The following is a 22,474-nucleotide window of genomic DNA, read 5'->3' as shown; positions in this document are numbered from 1 at the left end:
TGCTGGTCATCCGCGCGGCACGCAGCGCAAACGGAATTTGAGCTGACGCGGGAATCCGCTAGAGTTCAACACGTCGCCGGGACGCGGAGCGCCCCGGGATCACGACGCACGCGGACGTGGCTCAGTTGGTAGAGCATCACCTTGCCAAGGTGAGGGTCGCGGGTTCGAATCCCGTCGTCCGCTCGATGGGGGTCGTTGGCCCCCACACTGGTGGAGTGGCCGAGAGGCGAGGCAACGGCCTGCAAAGCCGTCTACACGGGTTCAAATCCCGTCTCCACCTCGGACGATTAGCTCAGCGGGAGAGCGCTTCCCTGACACGGAAGAGGTCACTGGTTCAATCCCAGTATCGTCCACAAGGTCAAGGGCCTGATCCACTCGTTGGATCAGGCCCTTGTGGTGTGCGGGGAGCCAAACCGGGGAGCCACCGGCGGATTGATCAAGCCTCGTGAGCCGGCTCGCCGAAGATCACATCCATGGTGTCGGCCCCCTCGGTGATCACCGGTCGGATCTGCTTCCGGTAGACGACCTCCGTCGTGGTCGTGCTGCCGTGGCCGACCACGCGGGCGATCTTCTCCACCGGGATGCCGTGATCGGACATCAGCGACACGAAGCTGTGCCGCAACTCCCGAGGCGTCCACTCCGGCGCCAACCCCGCCGCCTTGACGATCGAACGAAACGCCCGGCGCACGTTGGCAGCATCGAGCACCTGACCGGTGGTCGTGGCGAACACCAAGTCGGAGGCGTCCCACAGCAGCCCGTAGGCGATCCGTTCATCTTGCTGTCGGTAGCGATGCTCTACCAGGGCTGCGACAACCAGCGCGGGCAGCTTGAGCGTCCGACGGCTCTTGCGGGTCTTGGTGTCCCCATGCCGCCGCACCGAACGCCAGACCTCCGCATGCGGGGGCACGTCGCCAGCCGGGCGCAAGTGAACGTGCTTCCAGGTCATCGACCGTGCCTCCTCGGTCCGCACGCCAACCAGCAACGAGAGCACCACGTACGCATAGAGCCGAGACCACCGCGCCGCAGCCAGCACCGCTCGGGCTTGGTCCAAGGTCAGTGACTTGCTCGGCCGTCCGGCCTGTCCTTCGGGCACCTCGACAAGCAACGTGACGTTGCGCCGTACCTTGTCCCGCCGCATCGCGTGATCGATCGACCGCCGCAAGATCGACAGCACAACACGGAGCGACGACGTGGCCAGCACCTCAGCACGATCATCCAACCAGTCGTCCACATCGTCGGCGGTCAGCTCCCGCAACTTCGCACGGCCCAGCAGGGGCAAGACATGTTTCTCGGCCAGGATGCGGTTCTTGCTCACGGTCGCCGGGTCACGGCCCTTGAGCCCCCTAGCCAGCCAGTCGTTCACGGCGTCCGCCACGGCGTAGTTCGCTGGCGTACGGTCGCCAACCTCCAACTCCTTCCGCAGCTCACGAAGCTTGCCGCGCACCTCGGTCTTGGTCTTGCCATAGACCTTGGGACGGCGACGTCGTCCTGACGGCGTGTAACCGAGCGAAATCGCCCCGACCCAGCGCTGTTTCGACTCGTCCCAGTAGATCAAGGCGGCACGCGCCCCGGCTCACCGCCGGGGCCGACGCTCCTGCCTTCGCCCCGCTCCGGCCCCGGCTCCGCCGGGCAAGGCTGCTGCCACTCTCCTATCAAGCCACATCCGGTCAGCCCGAGCCGCAGCCGGCGGGGACAAATCCCAAGCAAGCCCCTCAGCAGAGCAGCGAGCCTCCGAGCCACCCACCGACTACGACCGACCCTGCGCCTATCAAGACGACCAGGCCACAACCAGGCTCACACTGAGGCGAGCCTCGAAGATCGGGGCCCACATCGGGCCTTAGCGGGCAGGTCCACAGACCGCCCGAGTCGCCAACAGCTTACGGGCCCCGATCTCTCGCCCCATGGCAGCTCCAGCCCAAAGCCGCTCCACCGACCTCAGTCCATGGCTGCGCGCGTAGTACCTCTAATGGATTATCTGGATGGCAGGGGCGATGGGGGTTACCTAGCGTCGGTCACGCACAGAGCGCAGTTAATTGACTTCGGCGCGTAAAGGCCCGGCGCTGCGCTCAGAAGGCGGAGGTTCTCCCATGCGCCTCACACGAATAGCGACCACAGCCCTCAGCGGCGTAGCGGTTCTCGCCCTCAGCACCCCGACGGCACTCGCCGCCGGCCACTCCCCGGCAAGGCACCACGACAAGCACCCGAAAGCCACGCGCGTGGTCAAGTGCGTCAAGGTGCACCCTGAGCACAAGGAAAACGGTATCGGCGTTTCGAAGAAGGAGCGCAAGCCGCAGAAGGAACACAAGCAACGTCATCGTCGGTGCGAGGTATTCATCATCACGATCAAGACCATCAACAAGATCGAGATCAACGGCCACCACCATCGCCAACACCGTCGCGACAACCATCGCCAACACCGTCGCGACGAGCACTGATCACGAAGCGAACAGGTGGGCCATCCATCAGCTCCTGCCGCGTGCCGTCGAGCCGGATCACGCGTCCGTCCAGAGGCCCCATCCGTGCGGATGGGGCCTCGTCCCACAGCGACGGCCGGGACGCCAAGTCCGGGGCTTCTCTGGGCCGTGTGAGGTCGGCCAACGTTGACAGAAGCCGACGGGCATCTGAACTGGTCAGAGTCGTGGGCTTGTTCTGTCTCGCTGGTCAGCCGGGCGGCTGATCAGTAGACGGGCTACTGCCGATGGGCAAGGCGCCACCAGCCCGATTCGCGAACCAGCGTGAGGCCCCATGATCTCTAGCCCCATGGCAGCCCAAAGCCGCTACGCCGACCTCTCGGGCACGTGCCGAACCCGCCCGCGTGTCTGGCCAGATGGATGGTCTCAATGGCATGGGCCCGTCGGGCCTCAACCACCCCCGGCTACGTGACGAATGGTGCATTCGCCAGAGGCCGGACGACTCTATCTGCATCCTCCCGGCGGAATGATGATCAAAGTGAGGGGGGCAATGACCACCAGCGGAGATACCTATGGCCGGCCAATCAACGAATGGGAAGGGAGTAGCGGCACACCTGGACCTGTCGTCGAGCCGCGTCGACGGCTGGACGGTCGCTATCGTGGCAGGCCAAATCGACCTGGCCACAGCCTCACAGCTCCGCGGATACGTCAACGATCTCCTGGCCGACCACGGCAAGCCGACCCAGGTCATCGTGGACCTGACCGATGTCAGCTTTTGCGACGCCTACGGGTTGGGCATGCTCAATGCGGTCCACCGCAAGGCACAGCAGAAAGGGCACACGGTTCGCTTCGTGGTCTCCCCGGGCCGCGTGGAACGGCTCTTCCGGATCATGGGCGGTACCCATGGCCTCACTCCGTCGGTCCACAACACGCTGGCTGAAGCAATCGCACCAGGAGGGTAGCTTCCTTGATCGGGCTCCTCCGTCTCGATCGAGCGGAGGAGCCTTCCTCGCGTAGGCCAGGGAGCCACCGGGGGAGCCACTCAGGGAGCCACCCGAGGCAGACGCTCACGGACGACGACGGACGGACCCGGACCCCGGAGCCGAATTGGCGCAGGTGGCGGCGGATGCGCTACTGTCTTCCACGTCGCCAGGGCGACGAGGACGATTAGCTCAGCGGGAGAGCGCTTCCCTGACACGGAAGAGGTCACTGGTTCAATCCCAGTATCGTCCACACCGCACGGCGGAGGCCGGGGCCACAGCCCCGGCCTCCGCCTTTTGCGTCCCTCTTCCGGTTCTGCATCCCTGCGCCGGACACGCCGGAAGCACCTCTGCTCTGCAGAATGTGAGGCCCGGACACCTCCCCCAGGTGTCCGGGCTCTCCTGCCGTCCGCTCGCCCCCGTCCCCACGGGGTTTTCGCCGGTGTCCCCGTCCGGGCCGCTCTCCCGGACCCCGGGGCGCCGCTCAGCGCCCCATCAACCCGGCTACGGACGACGCCTGTATGACCACGGCGTGCCAGCCGCCGAACGCGACGACGAGCAGCACGGCCGGCGGCACCGCCATCGCGGCGGCCGCCAGCGGGTGGCGGGTCCCCGAGGCGCGGCGCTCCCCGGACAGGGCCGCAGAGGTCAGGTCGCGGGCGCGCCTGACCGCACGTATCGCCGTGTCCGTCATCATGCTCTCCCCGTGGTCCTCAACGTGGAGCGACGGGCGTCTGGCCTCGGGGGACGAGTGCTGCGCCCGCCGCTTGGCCTCAACAGTAGGCGCGCGCCAAGCCAGGGTCGTCATGCCGTCGTACCGCTTGCCTGGCCTCCCGGAGGATGACTCCGTAGGCGGCGGCATACTCCGCTGGGTGGAGGCGCCTCTCAGGGTTCCGGGGTGATCCCGGAGGGGAGGGCCGCCGCACGGCGCCGCGGGCGCGCCGACTCCGCGTCCGCCTGCTCGTCGTCGCGCTCCACCGGTTGCTCGACCAGGGCGAGGACACGGCTGGACATGAACCGTGCCGTGCGTACCACGGAACCGCTCCTGGTGACTTCGCTCACCTCGACCACACCACGCCATACCGCCGTCTCCACCCGCCGTCCCGCACGAGTGGCCACTACGTCATATGTACGTATCGTGTCACCGGCATCGACGACTATCTCCACGCGGTCACCTTTCATGCCGTCAATCCCCCTTCATGGGCGGACTGTTGATGGCGGGGGCAAGCTCCGCCCCGGCGCCTCGGCGGACCGTTCCCCATGACCCCAGGATCCCACCGCCCACTGACATTCCCACCGTTGGCGCTGGCGGCGCCTTACACGCGCACCGGCCGGTCAGTCCGTAAGCTGTGCCACGTCAGAACGGCAGACTGGCAACCGACAGACCGACAGACGGGCAGCGGAGTGGGGCCTCCCCACCGGAGGCAGGGGACTACATGGCGATGATGCGGCTCCGGCGCGAGGATCCGCGTGTCGTCGGCACGTTCAAGCTGCACAGGCGGCTGGGCGCCGGCGGCATGGGCGTGGTCTACCTGGGCTCGGACAAGCGCGGTCAGCGGGTGGCGTTGAAGGTGATCCGGCCCGAGCTGGCGGAGGATCAGGAGTTCCGTCACCGGTTCGCACGCGAGGTCTCCGCGGCCCGGCGCATCCGCGGCGGCTGCACCGCGCGTCTGGTCGCGGCCGATCTCGAAGCGGAACGGCCGTGGTTCGCGACGCAGTACGTACCCGGTCCCTCCCTCTACGACAAGGTGGGCGCGGGCGGCCCGCTGCCCCCGGCGGAGGTCGCGGCGATCGGCGCGGCGCTCGCCGAGGGCCTGGTGGCGGTGCACGACGCGGGCGTGGTGCACCGGGACCTGAAACCGTCGAACATCCTGCTCTCCCCCAAGGGCCCGCGCATCATCGACTTCGGCATCGCCTGGGCGACGGGCGCCTCCACCCTCACCCACGTCGGCACGGCCGTCGGCTCCCCGGGCTTCCTCGCGCCCGAGCAGGTGCGGGGCGCCGCCGTCACACCCGCCACCGACGTCTTCGCCTTCGGCGCGACGCTGTCGTACGCGGCGGCCGGCGACTCGCCCTTCGGACAGGGCAGTTCCGAGGTGATGCTGTACCGGGTGGTGCACGAGGAACCGGATCTGAGCGGCGTGCCGGACTCGCTCGCACCGCTGATCCATGCCTGTCTCGCCAAGGAGCCGGAGGACCGGCCGAGCACATCGCGCCTGGCCGAGCGCCTGGCGGAGATCGCAGCGCGTGAGGCCCGCGGCCTCGACGTGGTGCGCCGTGAGACGCTCCCGGCCGCGAAACCGACGGCACCTCGCGTGGAGCGTCCGACGGGGCGGCGCGCCGAGGAGTACACGCAGCAGCAGACCCATCGCAGGGCCCCGGGCGCCGATCAGTCCTCCCGCGCCGCGAGCGGTGGCCCCGTGCGCACACCGCCGCACGGCAACGCGGCACGCGCCGCATCGGCGCGTCAGGGCGGCGCCCGGCAGAGCAGCCCGCGCACGTCGGCGCGGCACGGCCCGCCGGGCTCGCGCACGGCACCGGCACGCTCGGCGCCCGCGCGCCGTCCCGGCGGTGCGGGCGGCCCCGACCGCGGGCTTCTGCGCCAGCGGCTGATCGTCTTCTTCACGGTCACCTTGCTGGTCGCGCTGGGCATCGCGACGGCGCAGGGGTGCCAGGGCCCGGCCCGCGGCCTGGGCCCGACCGGTTCCACGGTGACCGCGCCGGCCTCACCCGCTCCCTGATGTCCCCGCTCGCCCTGATGTCTCCGCGAGGCGAACGTCGCAAGGGGGTGGCGTACCGGTCGTTGGGTCGGTTACGTTTCTAAGCGCTTGCTTAGCGCATGAGCGCACCGGAGAGGACGTGACGCATGACGACCACCGGCACGGACGAGCCTGGCCTGGACGCCGAGGAGGTGCGACGCCGCGTCCGTGAGCTGCTCGCGGCCCACGACCCGGCAACGACCGACCGGCTCGGTTTCCTGCGCGCCAGATTCGACGCGGGCCTTGCCTGGGTGCACTTCCCCGAGGGCCTGGGCGGTCTCGGCGCACCGCGCGCCCTGCAGGCCGTCGCGGAGGCGGAGTTGGCGGCGGCGGGGGCGCCGGACAACGACCCGCGCCGGATCGGCATCGGCCTCGGCATGGCGGCTCCGACCATCCTGCGGTACGGGACCGAGGAGCAGCGGGGCCGCTTCCTGCGCCCGCTGTGGACCGGCGAAGAGGTCTGGTGCCAGCTGTTCAGCGAGCCGGACGCCGGCTCGGACCTGGCGTCGCTGCGCACCCGGGCGGTGCGCGACGGCGACGACTGGGTGGTCACCGGCCAGAAGGTGTGGACGTCCAACGCCCACAACGCCCGCTGGGCAATCCTCATCGCCCGGACCGACCCGGAGATGCCCAAGCACCGCGGAATCACCTACTTCGTCTGCGACATGACCGATCCGGGCGTCGAAGTCCGCCCGCTGCGGCAGATCACCGGCGAGGCCGAGTTCAACGAGGTCTTCCTCACCGGCGTGCGCATCCCCGACGCGTACCGGCTCGGTGACATCGGCGAGGGCTGGCGTGTCGCACAGACCACGCTCATGAACGAGCGGGTCGCCATCGGCGGCACGCGTGTGCCACGCGAGGGCGGGATGATCGGCGCAGCAGCGGCGACCTGGCGCGCGCGGCCGGAGCTGCGCACCCCCGCGCTCCACGACCGCCTGCTGCGGCTGTGGGTGGACTCCGAGGTGGCACGCCTCACCGCCGAGCGGGTGCGCCAGCAGCTGGCTGCCGGCGCACCCGGCCCCGAGGGCTCGGGCGTGAAGCTGGCCTTCGCCCGTCTCAACCAGCAGATCAGCGGACTCGAACTCGAACTGCTCGGCGAGGAAGGGCTGCGGTACAGCGACTGGTCGATGACCCGCCCGCAGATTGTGGACTTCTACGGCCGCGACGCCGGTTACCGCTATCTGCGGGCCAAGGGCAACTCCATCGAGGGCGGCACCTCGGAGATCCTGCGCACCATCATCGCCGAGCGGGTGCTCGGCCTGCCCGCCGAGCCGCGCACCGACAAGGACGTCGCCTGGAAGGACCTGCCCCGATGACCACGCCGACTCCGCAGACTTTGTCGACTTCGCAGACGACGCCCGCATCCCCCGATCTGCTCTACTCGGACGTGGAGGACGAGCTGCGGGCCTCGGTGCGCGCACTGCTCTCCGACCGCTGCCCGCCCTCGGCGGTGCTGGCCCGCTGCGAGAGCGACACGCCGTACGACCCGGAGCTCTGGCGCACCCTCGCAGGCGCGCTCGGCACTGCGGGGCTGCTGGTGCCCGAACGGCTCGGTGGCCAGGGGGCGTCGGCGCGCGAGGCGGCCGTCGTCCTGGAGGAGCTGGGCGCCGCCGTGACGCCCGTACCGTTCCTGACCAGCGCGGTGCTCGCCACCTGCGCCTTGCTCGGGTGCGACACCAAGGACGAGGCGGTCGCGGCGCTGCTCCAGCAGCTCGCGTCCGGTGAGACAGTGGCGGCGCTCGCCGTCCCGTTCACCGCGGCGCCCGGCGTGCCGTTCCCCCGGGCCGTACGGGCCTCGTCCGACGGCGAGTTGACCGGCACGCTGACCAGTGTCGCCGATGCGACCGCCGCGGGTGTGCTCGTCGTTCCGGCCGTCGGCCCCGAGGGGCCGGGGCTGTATGCCGTCGAAGCCGCGGCGGCGCGCATCACCGCACCCGTGCCGCTGGACCTGACACGCCCGATCGCCGACGTCGGCCTCGCGGGCGCCCCCGCGCGGCGGTTGGAGGCGCCGGATGCCGCGGCCGCGCTCGACGGGGCGCTGCGGGCCGGGGCGGGGCTGCTCGCCTCCGAGCAACTCGGCATCGCCCAGTGGTGCCTGGAGACCACCGTCCAACACCTGGCCGAACGGCACCAGTTCGGCCGTCCGGTGGGGTCCTTCCAGGCAGTCAAGCACCGCTTGGCGGACCTGTGGCTCGAAGTGGTCTCGGCACGGGCGGCGGCGCGCGCGGCGGCCGATGCGCTGGCTTCCGGGAGCGACGACACGCGGGTTGCGGTGGCCGTGGCTCAGGCGTACTGCGCGGGCGTGGCGGTGCACGCTGCGGAGGAGTGCGTGCAGTTGCACGGCGGCATCGGCATGACCTGGGAGCACCCGGCGCATCTGTTCCTGAAGCGGGCCAAGGCGGACGAGGCGGCACTCGGCACGCCGGGCCACCACCGCACGGCGCTCGCCGCTGCGGTGGACCTGCCCGCGGCGGGCTGAGCGGCGGCGCGGGCCCGGCGTGGCTTCTCGGCGTGGCGTCCCGGGCGCGCGACGCGCCCGGGATCAGCCGGTGGCGACCGCGTAGAAGGCCACTGCGGCCGCGGCGCCGACGTTGAGCGAGTCGACCCCGTGCGCCATGGGGATGCGCACCCACTCGTCCGCGGCGACCAGCGCTCTCGTGGACAGGCCGTCGCCCTCCGCGCCGACCATCAGCGCGACCCGTTCGAGACCGCGGGCGGCGACCTCGTCGATCACGGCGGCCTTCTCGTCCGGCGTCAGCGCAAGCAGGCGGAATCCGCCTTCCCGCACGGTCTCCAGGTCGCGGGGCCAGCGTTCCAGCCGGGCGTACGGGACGGCGAAGACCGCGCCCATCGACACCTTCACCGAGCGCCGGTAGAGAGGGTCGGCGCAGTCCGGCGAGAGCAGTACGGCGTCCATGCCCAGGGCCGCGGCGCTGCGGAAGATCGCTCCGATGTTGGTGTGGTCGTTGACTGCTTCCATCACCACGATGCGTCGCGCGGTGCGCACCAGTTCCCGCGCGTCCGGCAGCGGCTTGCGCTGCATCGAGGCGAGCGCCCCGCGGTGGACGTGGTAGCCCGTCACCTGCTCGGCGAGGTCGGGGCTGACCGCGTAGACCGGTGCGGGCACCTCATCGATGACGTCACGCATGGTGTCGACCCACTTCGCCGACAGCAGCATCGACCGCATCCGGTAACCGGCGTGCCGGGCACGCCGGATCACCTTCTCGCCCTCGGCGATGAACAGGCCCTCGGCGGGCTCGCGGCGGCGCCGAAGCTCGACGTCGGTCAGCGAGGTGTAGTCGTGCAGACGTGCGTCATCGGGGTCATCGATCGTGATGAGCTCAGCCACAGGGTGATACTGCCTTCTTCGGACCGTGGTGCCAACGGCGGTGACGCAATGGGTTACCCGTGGTTACCTTCGCCGCGCACGCGCCGTCCTACGGCCACGACCTCGCCGACCACGATCACCGCGGGCGGACGGACCCCCTCGGCGGCCGCGGTCTCGGCGACCGTGGCCAGCGTCGCGTCCACGCGCCGCTGCGCCGCCGTCGTGCCCTCCTGGACTATCGCGACGGGCGTGTCGGGCGCCCTGCCGTGCGCGATGAGCGTGGCCGCGATCGCGCCGATCCGCTCGACGGCCATCATCAGCACGAGCGTGCCGCGCAGGCGGGCGAGCGCCGCCCAGTCGACGAGCGAACGCGGGTCGTCGGGCGCGACATGCCCGCTGACGACGGTGAACTCATGTGCCACGCCGCGGTGCGTGACCGGGATCCCGGCGGCGCCCGGCACACTGATGGAGCTGGAGATCCCGGGCACGACGGTGCAGGGGATGCCGGCCTCCGCGAGCGCCTCGGCCTCCTCCATGCCGCGGCCGAAGACGAACGGGTCGCCGCCCTTGAGCCGCACCACGGCCTTGCCCGCCTTGGCGTGCTCGATCAGCGCGTTGTTGATCGCCTCCTGGGCCATCGCCCGCCCGTAAGGGATCTTGGCGGCGTCGATCACCTCGACGTGCGGCGGCAGTTCGTCGAGCAGATCACGCGGGCCGAGCCGGTCGGCGATGACCACGTCGGCCTCGGCGAGCAGCCGGCGTCCACGCACGGTGATCAGGTCCGGGTCGCCGGGGCCGCCGCCGACCAGCGCCACACCGGCGGTGCGGGCGCGGTGGTGCGGGGCGGCGAGAGTGCCGTCCCGCAGCCCCTCGACGACCGCGTCGCGCACGGCCGCGGAGCGGCGCGGGTCGCGACCGGTGAGCACGGCGACGGTGACTCCCTCGCTTCGTCCGGTGGCCGGGGTCCAGGCGGTGGCGGCCTCGGCGTCGTCACTGCGCACACACCACACGCGGCGCTCCTCGGCCTCGGCGGAGGCGGCGGCGTTGGCCCGCGGGTCGTCGGTGGCGACCACGGCGTACCAGGCGCCTTCGAGATCGCCGGGCCGGTAGGCGCGCCGCTCCCAGCGCACCTCGCCGGCGTCGGCCATCGCCTCGACGGAGGCGGTGGCGGATGGCGAGACGACGAGGACGTCCGCTCCGGCCGCGACCAGCGCGGGAAGCCTGCGCTGCGCCACCTGGCCTCCCCCGACGACGACGACACGCCGTCCGGCCAGCCGCAGTCCGACCGGGTAGGCGGGCGTGTCGGTTCGGTCCATGACGGTGAGACTCCTCGTGCGATGTGTGACATGAGTACGAGACGGGTCCGTGCCCAACCCTACGGGCGCGCAGCCTGCCGCGCCGGGGCGGACGGCCCCGGCGCGGGCGGACGGCGTCTCGGTCACTCCTTCTCGGTGACTCCGGCGGAGTCGAAGGTGGCGACCTCGTGCATGACACGCGCGGCGCTCTGCACCAGGGGCAGCGCGAGCAGCGCCCCGGTGCCCTCACCGAGCCGCAGGTCGAGGTCGACCAGCGGGCGCAGCCCTAGCTTGGTGAGGGCCGCGACGTGGCCGGGCTCGGCGCTGCGGTGTCCTGCGATACACGCGGCCAGCGCCTCGGGAGCGATGGCACGGGCGACGAGGGCGGCGGCTCCGGCGCTCACCCCGTCCAGGATCACCGGCGTGCGCAGCGACGCGCCGCCGAGCACGAGACCGACCATCGCCGCGTGCTCCAGCCCGCCGATCGCGCAGAGCACCCCGATCGGGTCGGCCGGATCGGGCTTGTGCAGTTCGAGGGCGCGGCGCACGACGTCGACCTTGCGGGCGTGCATCTCGTCGTTGATGCCGGTGCCGCGGCCGGTCACCTCGGCCGGGTCTGCTCCGGTGTAGACGGCGATGAGCGCGGCGGAAGCGGTGGTGTTGGCGATGCCCATCTCACCGGTGAGCAGGGCCTTGTTCCCCGCCGCCACCAGGTCCCTGGCCGTGTCGATGCCCACCTCGATAGCCCGCAGCACGTCCTCACGCGCCATCGCGGGACCGGTGGTGAAGTCGCCGGTGCCGTGCCTGACCTTGCGCGGCAGCAGCCCGGGCGTGGTGGGCAGTTCGGCCGCCACGCCCACGTCGACGACGCACACCTCGGCGCCCACCTGGTTGGCAAAGGCGTTGCAGACCGCTCCCCCGCCGAGGAAGTTGGCCACCATCTGCGCGGTGACCTCCTGCGGCCAGGCGGTGACGCCCTGGGCATGCACCCCGTGATCGCCGGCGAAGATCGCGACGGCGGCGGGCTCCGGGATCGGCGGCGGGCACTGCCGCGAAAGGCCGCTCAGCTGTGCGGAGATGATCTCCAGCATGCCGAGCGCGCCGGACGGCTTGGTCATCCGCTTCTGCCGCTCCCACGCCTCGCCGAGCGCCTTGGCGTCCAACGGGCGGATGCCGCGCAGGGTTTCGTCGAGCAGGTCGTGCGGTTCCTCGCCGGGCAGGGCGCGCCGGCCGTACTCCTCCTCGTGCACCACCCAGGAGAGCGGGCGCCGCTTGGACCAGCCCGCCTGCATCAGCTCGGGCTCCTCGGGGAACTCGTCGACGTACCCGATGCACAGGTAGGCGACGACCTCCAGGTGCTCGGGCAGGCCGAGTTCGCGGACCATCTCGCGCTCGTCGAAGAAGCTCACCCAGCCTACGCCCAGGCCTTCGGCGCGCGCCGCGAGCCAGAGGTTCTCCACCGCGAGCGCGGAGCTGTAGGGCGCCATCTGCGGCTGGGTGTAGCGGCCGAGGGTGTGGCGGCCTCCGCGTGTCGGGTCTGCGGTCACCACGATGTTGACCGGCGTGTCGAGGATTGCCTCGATCTTCAGCTCGCGGAACTGTTTGGCGCGGGCCTTCGGCAACGACTTGGCGTATGCGTCGCGCTGCCGCATCGCCAGCTCGTGCATCTTCTCCCGGGTCTTGGCGGAGCGGATGACGACGAAGTCCCAGGGCTGGGAGTGGCCCACGCTGGGCGCGGTGTGCGCGGCCTCCAGGACGCGGATCAGCACGTCGTGCGGGATCGGGTCCTGGCGGAAGCCGTTGCGGATGTCGCGGCGCTCCCGGATGACGCGGTGCACGGCGTCGCGAACGGCCGCGTCGTACCCGGCGGCGGTGCCGGCACCGGCGAGGGGCAGGGCCTCGGCGGGCAGTGCCTCGGCCTCGGCCGGGTGCGGGCCGGCTGCCTCCTCGGGCAGCTCGGGGCGGTCTGGGACTTCGGTGGCATCGGCAGCGGCATCGCCCTGCGCGGCGGGCGGCTCCGGCAGCGACTGCGCCCGGGGCTGCGGATCGGGCACAGGCTCCGGCTCGGCCTGCGGCGCTGCGGAGGCGGGCTGCGCGGCCACCACCGCCTCGGGGGCGGCCTCGGCTTCGGCGACGACCTCGCCCATGGGCGTGTCGGCCTGGGGCTGCTCCTGCGGGACCGGGACGGCGGCGGGAGCCGGCGGCTCCGGCACGATCGGAACCGGCTGCTGCTGGTGCATGACCGGTTGGCGGTCGAGATCGGCGAGACCGCCGGGCTCGTCGACCGCTGCGGGCAGCGCCCCGGAGGGCGGCACGGGCCCGCCCTGGGCCGGGACGGCGGGGCCGGCCGGGACGGCGGGGCCGGCTGCGGGCGCTTCCGGCGCCTTGGCCACCACCTCGGCGGCCGTCTCCGCAACCACCTCTCCGGCCGGCTGCGCGGGTGCTGCGGCGGCTTCGGGCTCGGCCGGTGCGGGTTCGGCCGACTGCGGTTCCCCGGACTGCGGTTCGGGGGCGGGCACGGGTGCCGGGGCCGCGGGAGGCTCGCCGTTCCATGCGGGGGCGGCGGCAGCATCGGGGCCCTCGCCGGTCTGCTGGGCCGGGATCGACACTCCCTCGGAGGGCGAGGGCACATCGAGGTACTCGGGCCCGGCGGTGGGCGGGCCGGGCTGCCGTACGGGGACAGGGGTCGGGCCGCGGTCGGCGAGCGAACGGACCGAGACGCCGCCGGTCGGCTCCGCGACGGGCGGCCCCAAGTTCAACGGGCGCCGGACGGGCGCGGCTTGCCCGGACGCAGGGGCGGGCGCCGCCGGCGTGGGCGGCGCGGCCGGTGCGGGCGGCGGTACGCGCACCTCCCCGAGGTCGATCGACCCCGAGTCGCGCCCGCCGGCCTCGTGTGCCCCGGTCTCAGCGGCAGCGGGCGACGGCGGGACCGTGGCCTCCGGCTGCGCCTGCGCCGCCGGCACGCCAGCCGCGGGGGTGCCGGTCCCAGGCACGGGCACGGCCACGGACTCCTCGGCGGCCGCGGTAGCCGAGGGAGCCGACGGTGCGTCAGGTGTGACGGACGCGGCAGGTGCCGGGGCCTTCGGTGTCACGTCCGCCGGCTGCGCGGGCTGAGCGGGCTGCACGGTGGCGCTCTGTACGGGCCCGGGCTGCGCCGGTACCGGCTGCGGATCGCTCCACGAGCCCTGCGGGCCGGGCATCAGCAGCAGATCGTCGTCGTCCTCGGCGCCCGCGAGCGTGTCGGCGCCCTCCGGCTGGTCGAGAAAGGTGTACGCGGGAGCCGCCGGGGCCTCGTACGGTTCGGTGCCCCAGCCGGGAGCGGCTGCTCGCTGCCCGGCGCCACTGTCCGCCGGCTGTCCGGCGTGCGGTTGCCGAACCGCTTCTGCCCCAGCGTTCCCCGGCAGTCCCTCGCCGGGGACCGGGCCGGTGTCAGTCATGCGTGCCCCTCGCCCATCGGTATCGCTCCTTCCAGCCCCGTAGTGCGCCGACGGCCGCGGCGCAAAGCCACCCGAAACAAGAACGAGCGCATGCGACAAGCGGCACGACCACCACGGGACGACCATTGTCCCGGCCGTTCGCGCGCCGCGGCACCCAACTCACGCCCTGAGCGATGTGGACTACGCCACTCCCCCGGTCCGCCGCGGGAGCGGCTGATGTCACTGCGGCCCGCAGAGCCCGTCACCGACGCCGCGCTCGCCTCCGGCGGCGAAGGGCGCGGCTGCTCGACGCGTGATGGTCCGACGCTTCGTCAACCACGTCGGTCAACCAAGGCGCGCGTCAACCAATCCACACGTCGACAGATCGACACATCGACACCGTGAGGTGGCACAACGGTCCGCCAGCCTACCGCGCGATCGCAGCACATCGCCGCCAAGGGGCGGCGCCGTACAGGGAGCGACCGTCACATGCGGCGGCCGCAGAGGAGAAACACGGTCGTCCGCTCGCTTTCGGCCCACTCGTCGTCCAGTTCGACCGATTGCAGCAGTGACCGCTCGACGGCGTATCCGCCCTCCGCCAGCGCGCGCCCGCATGATTCCGCCTCGTCCCGCGTTGTCGCACTGGTGACGATCCGTTCCGGACGGCGCGCGGCGCAGGCGGCGACGACCGCGGCAGAACCGCCCCCGATCCGTACGATGTCCGGCTCCGGCAGGTCCTCCAGGACGTGCGGGGCGGTGCCGTGCACGACCTGCGGCTGCACGCCGTGACGGCGGGCGTTGGCGGTGATCAGTCCGCAGGCGTCGGCGTCGCGGTCGACGGCGATGACAGCGGCCCCCAACCTGGCCGCCTCCACCGCGGCCGCCCCGCTGCCGGCACCGATGTCCCACATCAGATCCCCGGTGCGCGGGCCGAGCCGGGCCAGTTGAAGTGCCCGCAATTGGGCGGATGAGTCCGTGCGTGTGCCGTACTCCTCCGCGGACAGCGCCCAGCCGCGCAACGGGCCCGGATAGCCCGGCTCTTGCCCGGCGATCCAGCCGGTGCCCTCCGCCGCGGACGCTCCGCCGATGACGAGCACGACGTTCGGATCGCGCCAGCTGTGGTCGGCGACCTTGTCGGAGGTGAGGACGGAGACCTCCTCGCGCGGGGTGTCGAGGGCCTCGCAGATCACGAAGGTGCGGTGCACGCCGCCGAGCATGAGAGCGAGTTCGGCAGGGCCCGCACCCGGCGCGGTCAGCACCGCGACCTTCGGGTAAGCCCTGATGACGTTGACGGCCCGCCGCAGTGTGCGGTGGTGCGCGACGACGATCCTCGCGTCCTCCCAGGGCATGCCGACGCGTGCGAAGGCCCTCGCGACCGAGGAGACCCCGGGCACGACCTCGACCTCCAGCCCGTGCTCCGGCTTGCGCAGCGCCCGTACGACGCCGAAGAAGCCCGGGTCGCCGTCGGCGAGCACGACCGCCGTGCCGCGATGGGAGGCGATCCTGCGGGCGGCCAGGTCGATGCTGCCGAGGAGCACCCGTTCGGCATCGGCCGGCACGTCGGGCAGCGCCAGCAGATGGCGTGCGCCCGCCACCAAGGTGGCCGCGCCGATCGCTGAGCGTGCCGCGTCGGTCGGCGGCGTGCCGTCCCACCCGATCACCGTGACGCGGTCGGCCATCGTCGTCCTTCGTCGTCCTTCGGTCGTGTGTGTCCGTTGTCGTGCCTTACGGGGTCTCGTCCGTCACCCGGGCGCAGACCTGCGGGGACACACTAACCCGGCCGGTCAGCGCCAGTCGGGGTAGGCGGCGTACCCGGCGTCGTCCGAGACGCGGCCGGTGACGCCGTCGAGGTCCTCGGGGAGCAGGCTCCAGACGATCAGATCGGTGCGGACCTGCAGCCAGCTGCCGTCCTCGTTCTGCGAGCGCACTATGCCGGCGTTGCGCAGCACCCCTTCGCTGATGCAGCCGATCTTCTGCGCGACCTGCTGTGCCGCGGTGTTGTCCGCGGCCGTGCGCAGCTCGAGACGCTCGAACTTCTGGTCGGCGAAGAGCCATTGGGCGGCGGCGAGCACCGCTTCCGAGGCATATCCCTCGCCGCGCGCCCAGGGCGCGATCAGATAGCCGACCTCGGCGCTGCGGCACCGCCAGTCCGTGTTGCGCAGGTGGACGGTGCCGACGAGCCGTTGGGTGAGGAACTCGCCGACGGCCAGCACGATGCCGCGGCCCTCGCTCCGCTCCGCGGGCGCGCGACCGGTGATCCAGCCACGGGCGTCGTCCTCGGTGTACGGGTGCGGTGCGGAGGTCCAGGCGGTGACCAGCTCGTCGTTCATCATCTCCGTCAGCGCCGGGATGTCCTCTTCCTCGTACGCACGCAGCACGAGCCGCTCCGTGCTGATGGAGATGTCCGGGAAGGTGGATGTCATGCGCCGCTCCTCGCCGAGCCCCGTGTAAAGAGCCGTGAAGAGCACAGCATGCAGCATCGGGGGCCCCGCGTGCAGCGCAGGGTGGGATCGGGTGTCGTACGCACACAGGTGCTGGACAGGGCGAACAGCATTGGTACGTACCGCAGTTGACGAGCACGGAGGGCACTGATTGTTCCCCTCATTGTCACCCGGTCCTGCTACCGTCTGCCCGCGTGACCATCCACCACGCAGCAGGAGTCGGATTCCAGCGTGCGGCGGGGGGCTACGAGCGCTCCCGGCCCTCGTACCCCATGGCGGCACTCGCCCAGCTAGCGGACGCCTTGCCGCTGGAAGCCGGGCGCACAGTCGTCGATCTCGGCGCGGGTACAGGGAAGTTCACCCGGTTGCTCGCCCTGACCGGGGCCGAGGTGATCGCCGTGGAGCCGGTCGCGGAGATGCGCGCCAGACTTGCGGAGCTGCTGCCGGGGGTCGCGGTGACGGCGGGCACGGCGGAGTCCACCGGCCTGCCGGACGGCTGTGCGGACGCCGTGGTGGCGGCGCAGTCTTGGCACTGGTTCGCGGGCGGCCAGGCGCTCACGGAGGTGGAGCGGCTGCTGCGCCCCGGCGGCGCGCTCGGACTGGTGTGGAACCGCTATGACACCTCGGTGGAGTGGGTGCGGGACTTCCAGGACATCTACTTCCGTCTCGCGCAGCGCGACCTGCCCAGCCCGCTGGACGACGGGTGGCGTGACGCGTTCCGGGACCGTCCGGGCTGGTCACCGGTGTCCGAGAACCACTGGCCCAACCCGCACTCGACGACCGTCGCGGACGTGGTGGAACGGATGATGTCCTCCAGCCACATCCTCGTGCTGGGCGCTGCTGAGCAGGAACGGGTACGGGCACAGGCGGTGGAGGTGCTGGAACGGCACGAGGCGACGCGCGGACGCGAACGCTTGGAGATGCCGTACACGACGGACGTGTACTGGCTGCACTGGCGGCCCGGCGAGGGCGGTTGAGCGGCCGCCCCCGCCGGGGGCCGCGACGCGCTTACGACGCGACCTTGCCGAACGCCGGGATCACGGCGCCGTGGAAGGTCGACTCGATGAACTGCTTGACCTGAGGGGAATTGAGCAGCTTGGCCAGCTTCTGCACCCGCGGGTCATTCTGATTGCCGTCCTTGACCGCGAGGAAGTTGGCGTAGGGGTTGCCAGCCGCCTTCTCCAGCGTGAGGGCGTCCTTCTGCGGGTCGAGGTGGTCCTCGATGGCGTAGTTGCCGTTGATCACGGCCGCGTCCACGTCGTCGAGGGAGCGGGGGGTCTGGGCGGCGTCGAGCTCCTGGAACTTCAGGTGCCTGGGGTTGGCCGCCACGTCGGCAGGGGTGGCGGCATCGCCGGTGCCGGGCTTGAGGGTGAGCAGGCCGGCGGCCTGGAGCAGCGTGAAGGCACGGCCTTCGTTGGTGGTGTCGTTGGGCACGGCGATGGTCGCGCCGTCCCTGAGCTGCTTCAAGTCCTTGATCTTGTGCGAGTAGACGCCGAGCGGTTCGAGTTCGACGTCGACGACGGGCACGATGTGGGTGCCGTTCTTCTTGTTGAAGTCGTCGAGGTACGGCTTGTGCTGGAAGAAGTTGGCGTCGACGCTGCCGTCCTCGGTCGCGGTGTTGGGCGTGACGTAGTCGCTGAACTCCTTGACCTCCAGCTTGAGTCCGGCCGAGGCGGCGAGGCGGTCGCGGACGTAGTCGAGGATCTGGGCTTGCGGTGTGGGGCTGGCGGCGACGACGAGCGGCGCGTCGGCGCTCTCCTTCTTGGCGCCTGATGAGCCGCAGGCGCCAAGGCCGAGGGCGAGCGCTCCTGCCGCGAGGACGGACGTGGTGATCTTTATGGCGTTACGCACGAAAAGTGCCTCTTTCCCGGGTGTTGCTGATGCGGTGATGCGGTCAGATGGTCTGTGAGCGGCTGCGGCCGGCCAGGGCGCGTACGGCGAGGTCGCCGATGAGCTGGACGGCGCTGACGACGGCCACCAGCACAGCGAGGGTGATGAGCATGACCCCGGTGTCGAATCGCATGTATCCGTAGGTCACGGCGAGGCTGCCGAGTCCTCCGGCACCGACGGCGCCCGCCATCGCGGAGTAGCCGATGAGTGCCACCACCGTGGTCGTCAGGCCCGACACCAGCGAGGGCAGGGATTCGGGCAGCAGCACCTTGCGTACGACGGTCCAGGTGGAGCCGCCCATCGCCTGGACGGCCTCCACCAGACCACCGTCGACCTCGCGTACGGAGGTCTCGACGAGCCGCGCGAAGAACGGGATCGCGCCGACCGCGAGCGGCACGATGGCCGCCTCGGCTCCGATGCTGGTGCCGACGACGAAGCGGGTGAAGGGGATGAGGGCGACCATGAGGATGATGAAGGGCACCGAACGGCCTATGTTCACGATCACGCCGATGCCCTTGTTCACCGTGGCGTTCTGCACCAGGCCCCCGCGGTCGGTGAGCACGAGCAGCACCCCGAGCGGCAGTCCGCCGAGTACGGCGATCAAAGCCGACCAGCCCACCATGAACAGGGTGTCCTGACAGGCCTGTACGAGCAGCGGCTGTATGTCGTCCCAGCTCACTTCACGAGCTCCTTCCGCGCGTCGGCGGCCACGTCCGCGACGTCGACCTGCGGCCCCTGCTCGCGCAGGAAGCCGATCGGCACCACGTTCTCCTCGAAGCGGCCGGGCAGTTCGATGCGCATCCGGCCGACCTGCCGCCCGCCGAACGTCTCGATGGCCGCGCCGAGGATCGACACCTCGACGTTGTAGGTGCGCGAGAGCCGGGAGATGACCGGCTCGGTCGCCGCCTCGCCGTGGAACGTGAGGTCGACGACGGTGCGGCCCTCACCGGACGGTTCGCCGCCCACGGGGAAGAGCTCCTGCGCGAGTTCGGAGCCAGGGGTCGCCAGCAGCTCGGTGACGGTGCCCGATTCCACGATGCGTCCGGCCTTCATCAGCGCCGCCGAGTCGCAGACGGCCTTGACGACGTCCATCTCGTGGGTGATCAGCAGGACGGTCAGGCCGAGGTGGCGGCCCAGGTCCCGTAGCAGCTGGAGGATCGAGCGGGTGGTCTCCGGGTCGAGCGCCGAGGTGGCCTCGTCCGAGAGCAGCACCTTGGGGTCGCCGGCCAGCGCCCGGGCGATGCCGACGCGTTGCTTCTGCCCGCCGGAGAGCTGCGCCGGGTACGCCTTCGCCTTGTCGGTGAGGCCGACCAGATCGAGCAGCTCGCGCGCCTTGCGGGCGCGTTCCTGGCCGGTCACGCCGAGGATCTCCAGGGGCAGTTCCACGTTGCCCTGGACCGTGCGCGAGGAGAGCAGGTTGAAGTGCTGGAAAACCATCCCGATCCGGCTGCGCGCGGCGCGCAGTTCGGCCCGGGACCGCCGGCCACGGCCGGCGAGAGCGGTGAGGTCCTGTCCGTCGACCTCGACCGTGCCGGAGGTGGGCCGTTCCAGCATGTTGACGCAGCGGATGAGCGTGCTCTTGCCGGCGCCGCTGCGGCCGAGGACTCCGTACACCTCGCCTTCGCGTACGTGCAGATCGACGCCGTCGAGCGCGGCGGTCTCGCGGCCTCGCGAGTGGTAGACCTTCCTCAGGCCCGTTGTGGTGATCACTGGATGTCCGTCACTGTCGAGTACGCGGCCGGTGTCGGCACGCGTACGGGGCATTCGTCTCGGATTTCGGCATGGCTCGGCCCCGGGAGGGGCGGCCCTTGGAGGCTCAGCGGCAGCGCGGGACGGCTGGCGCGAGAACGCCGGAACGCACGTCGGCGCGCTGCAGGGATGTCATGGAGTGTCCGTTGTGCGGGGCGTGAGCGCGGGACTCAGGCTCGGGCCCTCAGAGTGCGCACATTCGACACGGACGCATTCGACACATGGGACGAACACCGGGCATGGTCGCCTCGGTCGCACGGCTGCGGTTGTTCGTCTCGGTCATGCGCACCAGTAAACCAGAAGCGCCCGTCGGGTTTCGCATTCCGGTCACCGTGTCCGCATCGCGGACAGCTGCCTTACGCGCCGCAGACGAGTTCGATGGAGTCTGCACCCCCGGCGCGGACGCGCGCCGATACCTCGGAGAGGTCGCGGACGACGACGTCGGCGACGAGCTCGGAGCGGTGGTGCGTGGTGGCCAGTGCCACGGTGGTCATCCCGGCGGCGCGGCCCGCGGTGAGTCCGGCCGGGGCATCCTCGAAGACGGTGCAGCGGCCCGCGGCGAAGCCCAGCTTGCCCGCCGCGAGCAGGAACGGCTCGGGGTCCGGCTTGCCGCGCCGCACGTCACCGCCGCTGATGAGCAGTCCTGGCGAGATCCCCGCGACGGCGAGCCGCGCCTCGGCGAGCCTTCGGGTGGCGGAGGTGACCACCGCCCAGCGGTCGCCCGGGAGCGACGCGAGCAGCGCCTTCGTGCCCGGAAGGATCATCACGCCGTCCGCGTCCTGCACTTCGAGCTCCTCGATGCGCGCCAGCGCGCCGATCACCTGCTCCGCGGGCAGCAGCTCGGCGACGATGTCGGCCGCGAGCCGGCCGTGCAGTTGCACCTGCGCGAAGCGCTCCGCGCTGATCCCGTACTCCTCGGCCCACCGGGCCCAGCACCGGACCACGGAGTCCATCGAGGAGAGCAGGGTCCCGTCCATGTCGAACAACAGGGCGTCGGTGCGAAGCATCATGATCCCCGACCCTACGCGGCCGGGCGGGGCCCGTGCATCGGGGCCAAAGGCCCGTAATAGAGTCACGGCATGCTCGTACACCCCTGTCCGTTCCCTGCCGATTTGCGGAGCGCGTGGTGATCACCTGGCTCACCGTCGCCGTCTCGGCCGCCTCGCTGCTCCTGGCCGCGTGGTGCGGATACGCCACCGCACGGGACCAGTCCACCAAGGACTGGCACTTCATCGGCATGGCCGTGGTGAGCGTGCTGGCGCTCGCCCAGCTGGTGGTGGGGATCGTCGAGTTGACGCAGGGCCGCAAGCCCGTCGGCGGGACGGTCATGTTCGTCGCCTATCTGGCGGGCGCGCTTCTCGCCGTGCCGGCGGCCGGCTTCATGTCGCTGATGGAGCGCACCCGTTGGGGCTCGGCGATCGTGACGGCCGGCGGGCTGGTCCTCGCCGTGCTCGAAGTACGGCTGTTCGACATCTGGGGAGGCGGGCATGGCTGACGCGCGAAAGATCGGCGAGGGGCCGGGGCGGCTGCTGGTGAGCCTTTACGGGCTGTTCACCGTGGCTGCCGGGTCGCGCTCGCTCTACCAGCTGATCGCGCAGTTCCACGAGGCGCCGCTGGCGTACATCCTGTCCGCCGTCGCGGCGGTGGTGTACGCCTTCATCCTGGTGACGCTGGTGCGCGGCGGCGAGTCGGCGCGGCGTCTCGCGCTGGTGTGCTGCGGTGCGGAGCTGGCCGGGGTGCTGATCGTGGGGACGCTGACCATCGTCATGCCGTCCGACTTCCCGGACCAGACGGTGTGGTCGTACTACGGGATGGGCTACCTGTTCATCCCGCTGGTGCTCCCGGTGACGGGCATGCTGTGGCTGCGCACTGGTCGCGCGGACAGGGAGCGCGGGTCAAGGAGGGGGGCCAGGGCCGGGGGTTCCCCGTGCCCGGAAGGCCAGGGGCCTGGGCCTGCTGCGTGAAGGCTGTGCCACCTCAGCCGACTCCGTCGGCGGCGCAGCGGCGCTGCATGCGAGGGGGCATCTCCCGCGCACAGCTGCAGTGGAGAGCGCGGTGCGGCCCGTGGGTGCCCCCGGCCGAAGGCCAGGGGGCGAGAGCCTCCGCCTGCCTGCGCAGGGAGGTGCCCCCTGGCACGCGACGCCGCGGGCCCTGTCCGCGCGACCTCCGGGCCGGCTCCGAGGCGCGGGAGCGCCGCGGAGCCGG

At 71.4% G+C, this 22,474-nt stretch carries 21 protein-coding genes and 4 tRNA genes; 12 read left to right on the top strand and 13 right to left on the bottom strand.

Annotated features, from left to right (window positions below):
- Positions 1 to 110 precede the first annotated feature (110 nt).
- From NGB36_RS19605 to NGB36_RS19595, 3 genes are all read left to right on the top strand, one after another.
- Positions 111 to 183, top strand: a tRNA-Gly gene (locus NGB36_RS19605).
- 26 nt (positions 184 to 209) lie between these two features.
- A tRNA-Cys gene (locus tag NGB36_RS19600) sits at positions 210 to 280 on the top strand.
- A 1-nt stretch (position 281) separates the two neighbouring features.
- Positions 282 to 353 (top strand) — tRNA-Val (locus NGB36_RS19595).
- Between the two features lie 83 nt (positions 354 to 436).
- On the opposite strand, the gene NGB36_RS19590 is transcribed toward NGB36_RS19595, so the two are convergent.
- Positions 437 to 1,555: a site-specific integrase gene (locus tag NGB36_RS19590; RefSeq protein ID WP_255921638.1), complete on the bottom strand. Its 1,119-nt coding sequence runs from the start codon at positions 1,553 to 1,555 to the stop codon at positions 437 to 439.
- A gap of 532 nt (positions 1,556 to 2,087) precedes the next feature.
- On the opposite strand from NGB36_RS19590, the gene NGB36_RS19585 reads away from it, so the two are divergent.
- From NGB36_RS19585 to NGB36_RS19575, 3 genes are all read left to right on the top strand, one after another.
- Positions 2,088 to 2,435 carry a hypothetical protein gene (locus NGB36_RS19585; protein ID WP_255921637.1) on the top strand — a complete coding sequence of 116 codons (348 nt, stop codon included), beginning with the start codon at positions 2,088 to 2,090 and terminating at the stop codon, positions 2,433 to 2,435.
- 635 nt (positions 2,436 to 3,070) lie between these two features.
- Positions 3,071 to 3,373 (top strand): STAS domain-containing protein, encoded by a 303-nt coding sequence (locus NGB36_RS19580; RefSeq protein WP_255921636.1) that lies wholly within the window; start codon positions 3,071 to 3,073, stop codon positions 3,371 to 3,373.
- A gap of 199 nt (positions 3,374 to 3,572) precedes the next feature.
- Positions 3,573 to 3,644 (top strand) — tRNA-Val (locus NGB36_RS19575).
- A 231-nt stretch (positions 3,645 to 3,875) separates the two neighbouring features.
- Here the strand turns inward: NGB36_RS19575 and NGB36_RS19570 are convergent.
- The 3 genes from NGB36_RS19570 to cas5 form a co-directional block, all read right to left on the bottom strand.
- The gene (locus tag NGB36_RS19570) at positions 3,876 to 4,085 is read right to left on the bottom strand and encodes a hypothetical protein (RefSeq protein WP_255921692.1); all 210 of its coding nucleotides are present in this window, start codon (positions 4,083 to 4,085) and stop codon (positions 3,876 to 3,878) included.
- A 191-nt stretch (positions 4,086 to 4,276) separates the two neighbouring features.
- Positions 4,277 to 4,573 carry a DUF8836 family protein gene (locus NGB36_RS19565; RefSeq protein ID WP_255921635.1) on the bottom strand — a complete coding sequence of 99 codons (297 nt, stop codon included), beginning with the start codon at positions 4,571 to 4,573 and terminating at the stop codon, positions 4,277 to 4,279.
- 15 nt (positions 4,574 to 4,588) lie between these two features.
- Positions 4,589 to 4,669 carry a CRISPR-associated protein Cas5 gene (cas5, locus tag NGB36_RS33840; protein ID WP_372509480.1) on the bottom strand — a complete coding sequence of 27 codons (81 nt, stop codon included), beginning with the start codon at positions 4,667 to 4,669 and terminating at the stop codon, positions 4,589 to 4,591.
- A gap of 158 nt (positions 4,670 to 4,827) precedes the next feature.
- Here cas5 and NGB36_RS19560 point away from each other — a divergent pair, with 158 nt between their 5' ends.
- The 3 genes from NGB36_RS19560 (at position 4,828) to NGB36_RS19550 (ending at position 8,629) form a co-directional block, all read left to right on the top strand.
- The gene (locus tag NGB36_RS19560; protein ID WP_255921634.1) at positions 4,828 to 6,132 is read left to right on the top strand and encodes a serine/threonine-protein kinase; all 1,305 of its coding nucleotides are present in this window, start codon (positions 4,828 to 4,830) and stop codon (positions 6,130 to 6,132) included.
- A gap of 125 nt (positions 6,133 to 6,257) precedes the next feature.
- A complete protein-coding gene (locus tag NGB36_RS19555; protein WP_255921633.1) occupies positions 6,258 to 7,466 on the top strand; it encodes an acyl-CoA dehydrogenase family protein in 1,209 nt (402 codons plus the stop codon).
- The gene (locus tag NGB36_RS19550) at positions 7,463 to 8,629 is read left to right on the top strand and encodes an acyl-CoA dehydrogenase family protein (RefSeq protein WP_255921632.1); all 1,167 of its coding nucleotides are present in this window, start codon (positions 7,463 to 7,465) and stop codon (positions 8,627 to 8,629) included. The genes NGB36_RS19555 and NGB36_RS19550 overlap by 4 nt, the downstream gene beginning before the upstream one ends.
- Before the next feature lie 63 nt (positions 8,630 to 8,692).
- On the opposite strand, the gene NGB36_RS19545 is transcribed toward NGB36_RS19550, so the two are convergent.
- The 5 genes from NGB36_RS19545 to NGB36_RS19525 form a co-directional block, all read right to left on the bottom strand.
- The gene (locus NGB36_RS19545) at positions 8,693 to 9,499 is read right to left on the bottom strand and encodes a TrmH family RNA methyltransferase (RefSeq protein ID WP_255921631.1); all 807 of its coding nucleotides are present in this window, start codon (positions 9,497 to 9,499) and stop codon (positions 8,693 to 8,695) included.
- A gap of 53 nt (positions 9,500 to 9,552) precedes the next feature.
- Complete coding sequence (cobA, locus tag NGB36_RS19540; protein WP_255921630.1) at positions 9,553 to 10,794, bottom strand: uroporphyrinogen-III C-methyltransferase; 1,242 nt, start codon at positions 10,792 to 10,794, stop codon at positions 9,553 to 9,555.
- Between the two features lie 122 nt (positions 10,795 to 10,916).
- Entirely contained in the window at positions 10,917 to 14,210 is a 3,294-nt protein-coding gene (gene cobT, locus NGB36_RS19535; protein WP_255921629.1) for a nicotinate-nucleotide--dimethylbenzimidazole phosphoribosyltransferase, read from the bottom strand.
- Positions 14,211 to 14,674: 464 nt separating this feature from the next.
- On the bottom strand, positions 14,675 to 15,868 hold the full coding sequence (gene cbiE, locus NGB36_RS19530) for a precorrin-6y C5,15-methyltransferase (decarboxylating) subunit CbiE (RefSeq protein ID WP_255921628.1): 1,194 nt from the start codon (positions 15,866 to 15,868) through the stop codon (positions 14,675 to 14,677).
- A 105-nt stretch (positions 15,869 to 15,973) separates the two neighbouring features.
- Positions 15,974 to 16,612 (bottom strand): GNAT family N-acetyltransferase, encoded by a 639-nt coding sequence (locus NGB36_RS19525; protein WP_255921627.1) that lies wholly within the window; start codon positions 16,610 to 16,612, stop codon positions 15,974 to 15,976.
- Positions 16,613 to 16,824: 212 nt separating this feature from the next.
- On the opposite strand from NGB36_RS19525, the gene NGB36_RS19520 reads away from it, so the two are divergent.
- Complete coding sequence (locus tag NGB36_RS19520; RefSeq protein ID WP_255921626.1) at positions 16,825 to 17,607, top strand: class I SAM-dependent methyltransferase; 783 nt, start codon at positions 16,825 to 16,827, stop codon at positions 17,605 to 17,607.
- A 31-nt stretch (positions 17,608 to 17,638) separates the two neighbouring features.
- On the opposite strand, the gene NGB36_RS19515 is transcribed toward NGB36_RS19520, so the two are convergent.
- The 4 genes from NGB36_RS19515 to NGB36_RS19500 form a co-directional block, all read right to left on the bottom strand.
- Positions 17,639 to 18,481 (bottom strand): MetQ/NlpA family ABC transporter substrate-binding protein, encoded by an 843-nt coding sequence (locus tag NGB36_RS19515; protein WP_255921625.1) that lies wholly within the window; start codon positions 18,479 to 18,481, stop codon positions 17,639 to 17,641.
- A 43-nt stretch (positions 18,482 to 18,524) separates the two neighbouring features.
- Positions 18,525 to 19,199, bottom strand: coding sequence for a methionine ABC transporter permease (locus NGB36_RS19510; protein WP_255921624.1), 675 nt, complete (start codon positions 19,197 to 19,199; stop codon positions 18,525 to 18,527).
- Positions 19,196 to 20,230, bottom strand: coding sequence for a methionine ABC transporter ATP-binding protein (locus NGB36_RS19505; protein ID WP_255921623.1), 1,035 nt, complete (start codon positions 20,228 to 20,230; stop codon positions 19,196 to 19,198). The genes NGB36_RS19510 and NGB36_RS19505 overlap by 4 nt, the downstream gene beginning before the upstream one ends.
- 395 nt (positions 20,231 to 20,625) lie before the next feature.
- The gene (locus NGB36_RS19500; protein ID WP_255921622.1) at positions 20,626 to 21,279 is read right to left on the bottom strand and encodes an HAD-IA family hydrolase; all 654 of its coding nucleotides are present in this window, start codon (positions 21,277 to 21,279) and stop codon (positions 20,626 to 20,628) included.
- 116 nt (positions 21,280 to 21,395) lie between these two features.
- On the opposite strand from NGB36_RS19500, the gene NGB36_RS19495 reads away from it, so the two are divergent.
- On the top strand, positions 21,396 to 21,764 hold the full coding sequence (locus NGB36_RS19495; RefSeq protein ID WP_255921621.1) for a hypothetical protein: 369 nt from the start codon (positions 21,396 to 21,398) through the stop codon (positions 21,762 to 21,764).
- Complete coding sequence (locus NGB36_RS19490) at positions 21,757 to 22,233, top strand: hypothetical protein (protein WP_255921620.1); 477 nt, start codon at positions 21,757 to 21,759, stop codon at positions 22,231 to 22,233. Before NGB36_RS19495 ends, NGB36_RS19490 begins: the two co-directional genes overlap by 8 nt.
- Positions 22,234 to 22,474 lie beyond the last annotated feature (241 nt).

The sequence above is a fragment of the Streptomyces humicola genome, from assembly GCF_024436035.1.
GTDB lineage: Bacteria > Actinomycetota > Actinomycetes > Streptomycetales > Streptomycetaceae > Streptantibioticus_B > Streptantibioticus_B humicola.
The sequence above is the reverse complement of the archived record's forward strand: the minus strand, read 5'-3'. Positions and strand labels throughout refer to the sequence as shown.

Excerpts from the sequence above, each read along its gene's own strand:
- NGB36_RS19585 (WP_255921637.1), top strand. The coding sequence starts at position 2,088 with ATGCGCCTCACACGAATAGCGACCACAGCCCTCAGCGGCGTAGCGGTT.
- NGB36_RS19570 (WP_255921692.1), bottom strand. The coding sequence starts at position 4,085 with ATGACGGACACGGCGATACGTGCGGTCAGGCGCGCCCGCGACCTGACC.
- NGB36_RS19565 (WP_255921635.1), bottom strand. The coding sequence starts at position 4,573 with ATGAAAGGTGACCGCGTGGAGATAGTCGTCGATGCCGGTGACACGATA.
- NGB36_RS19560 (WP_255921634.1), top strand. The coding sequence starts at position 4,828 with ATGGCGATGATGCGGCTCCGGCGCGAGGATCCGCGTGTCGTCGGCACG.
- NGB36_RS19555 (WP_255921633.1), top strand. The coding sequence starts at position 6,258 with ATGACGACCACCGGCACGGACGAGCCTGGCCTGGACGCCGAGGAGGTG.
- NGB36_RS19550 (WP_255921632.1), top strand. The coding sequence starts at position 7,463 with ATGACCACGCCGACTCCGCAGACTTTGTCGACTTCGCAGACGACGCCC.
- cobA (WP_255921630.1), bottom strand. The coding sequence starts at position 10,794 with ATGGACCGAACCGACACGCCCGCCTACCCGGTCGGACTGCGGCTGGCC.
- cobT (WP_255921629.1), bottom strand. The coding sequence starts at position 14,210 with ATGACTGACACCGGCCCGGTCCCCGGCGAGGGACTGCCGGGGAACGCT.
- cbiE (WP_255921628.1), bottom strand. The coding sequence starts at position 15,868 with ATGGCCGACCGCGTCACGGTGATCGGGTGGGACGGCACGCCGCCGACC.
- NGB36_RS19525 (WP_255921627.1), bottom strand. The coding sequence starts at position 16,612 with ATGACATCCACCTTCCCGGACATCTCCATCAGCACGGAGCGGCTCGTG.
- NGB36_RS19500 (WP_255921622.1), bottom strand. The coding sequence starts at position 21,279 with ATGATGCTTCGCACCGACGCCCTGTTGTTCGACATGGACGGGACCCTG.
- NGB36_RS19490 (WP_255921620.1), top strand. The coding sequence starts at position 21,757 with ATGGCTGACGCGCGAAAGATCGGCGAGGGGCCGGGGCGGCTGCTGGTG.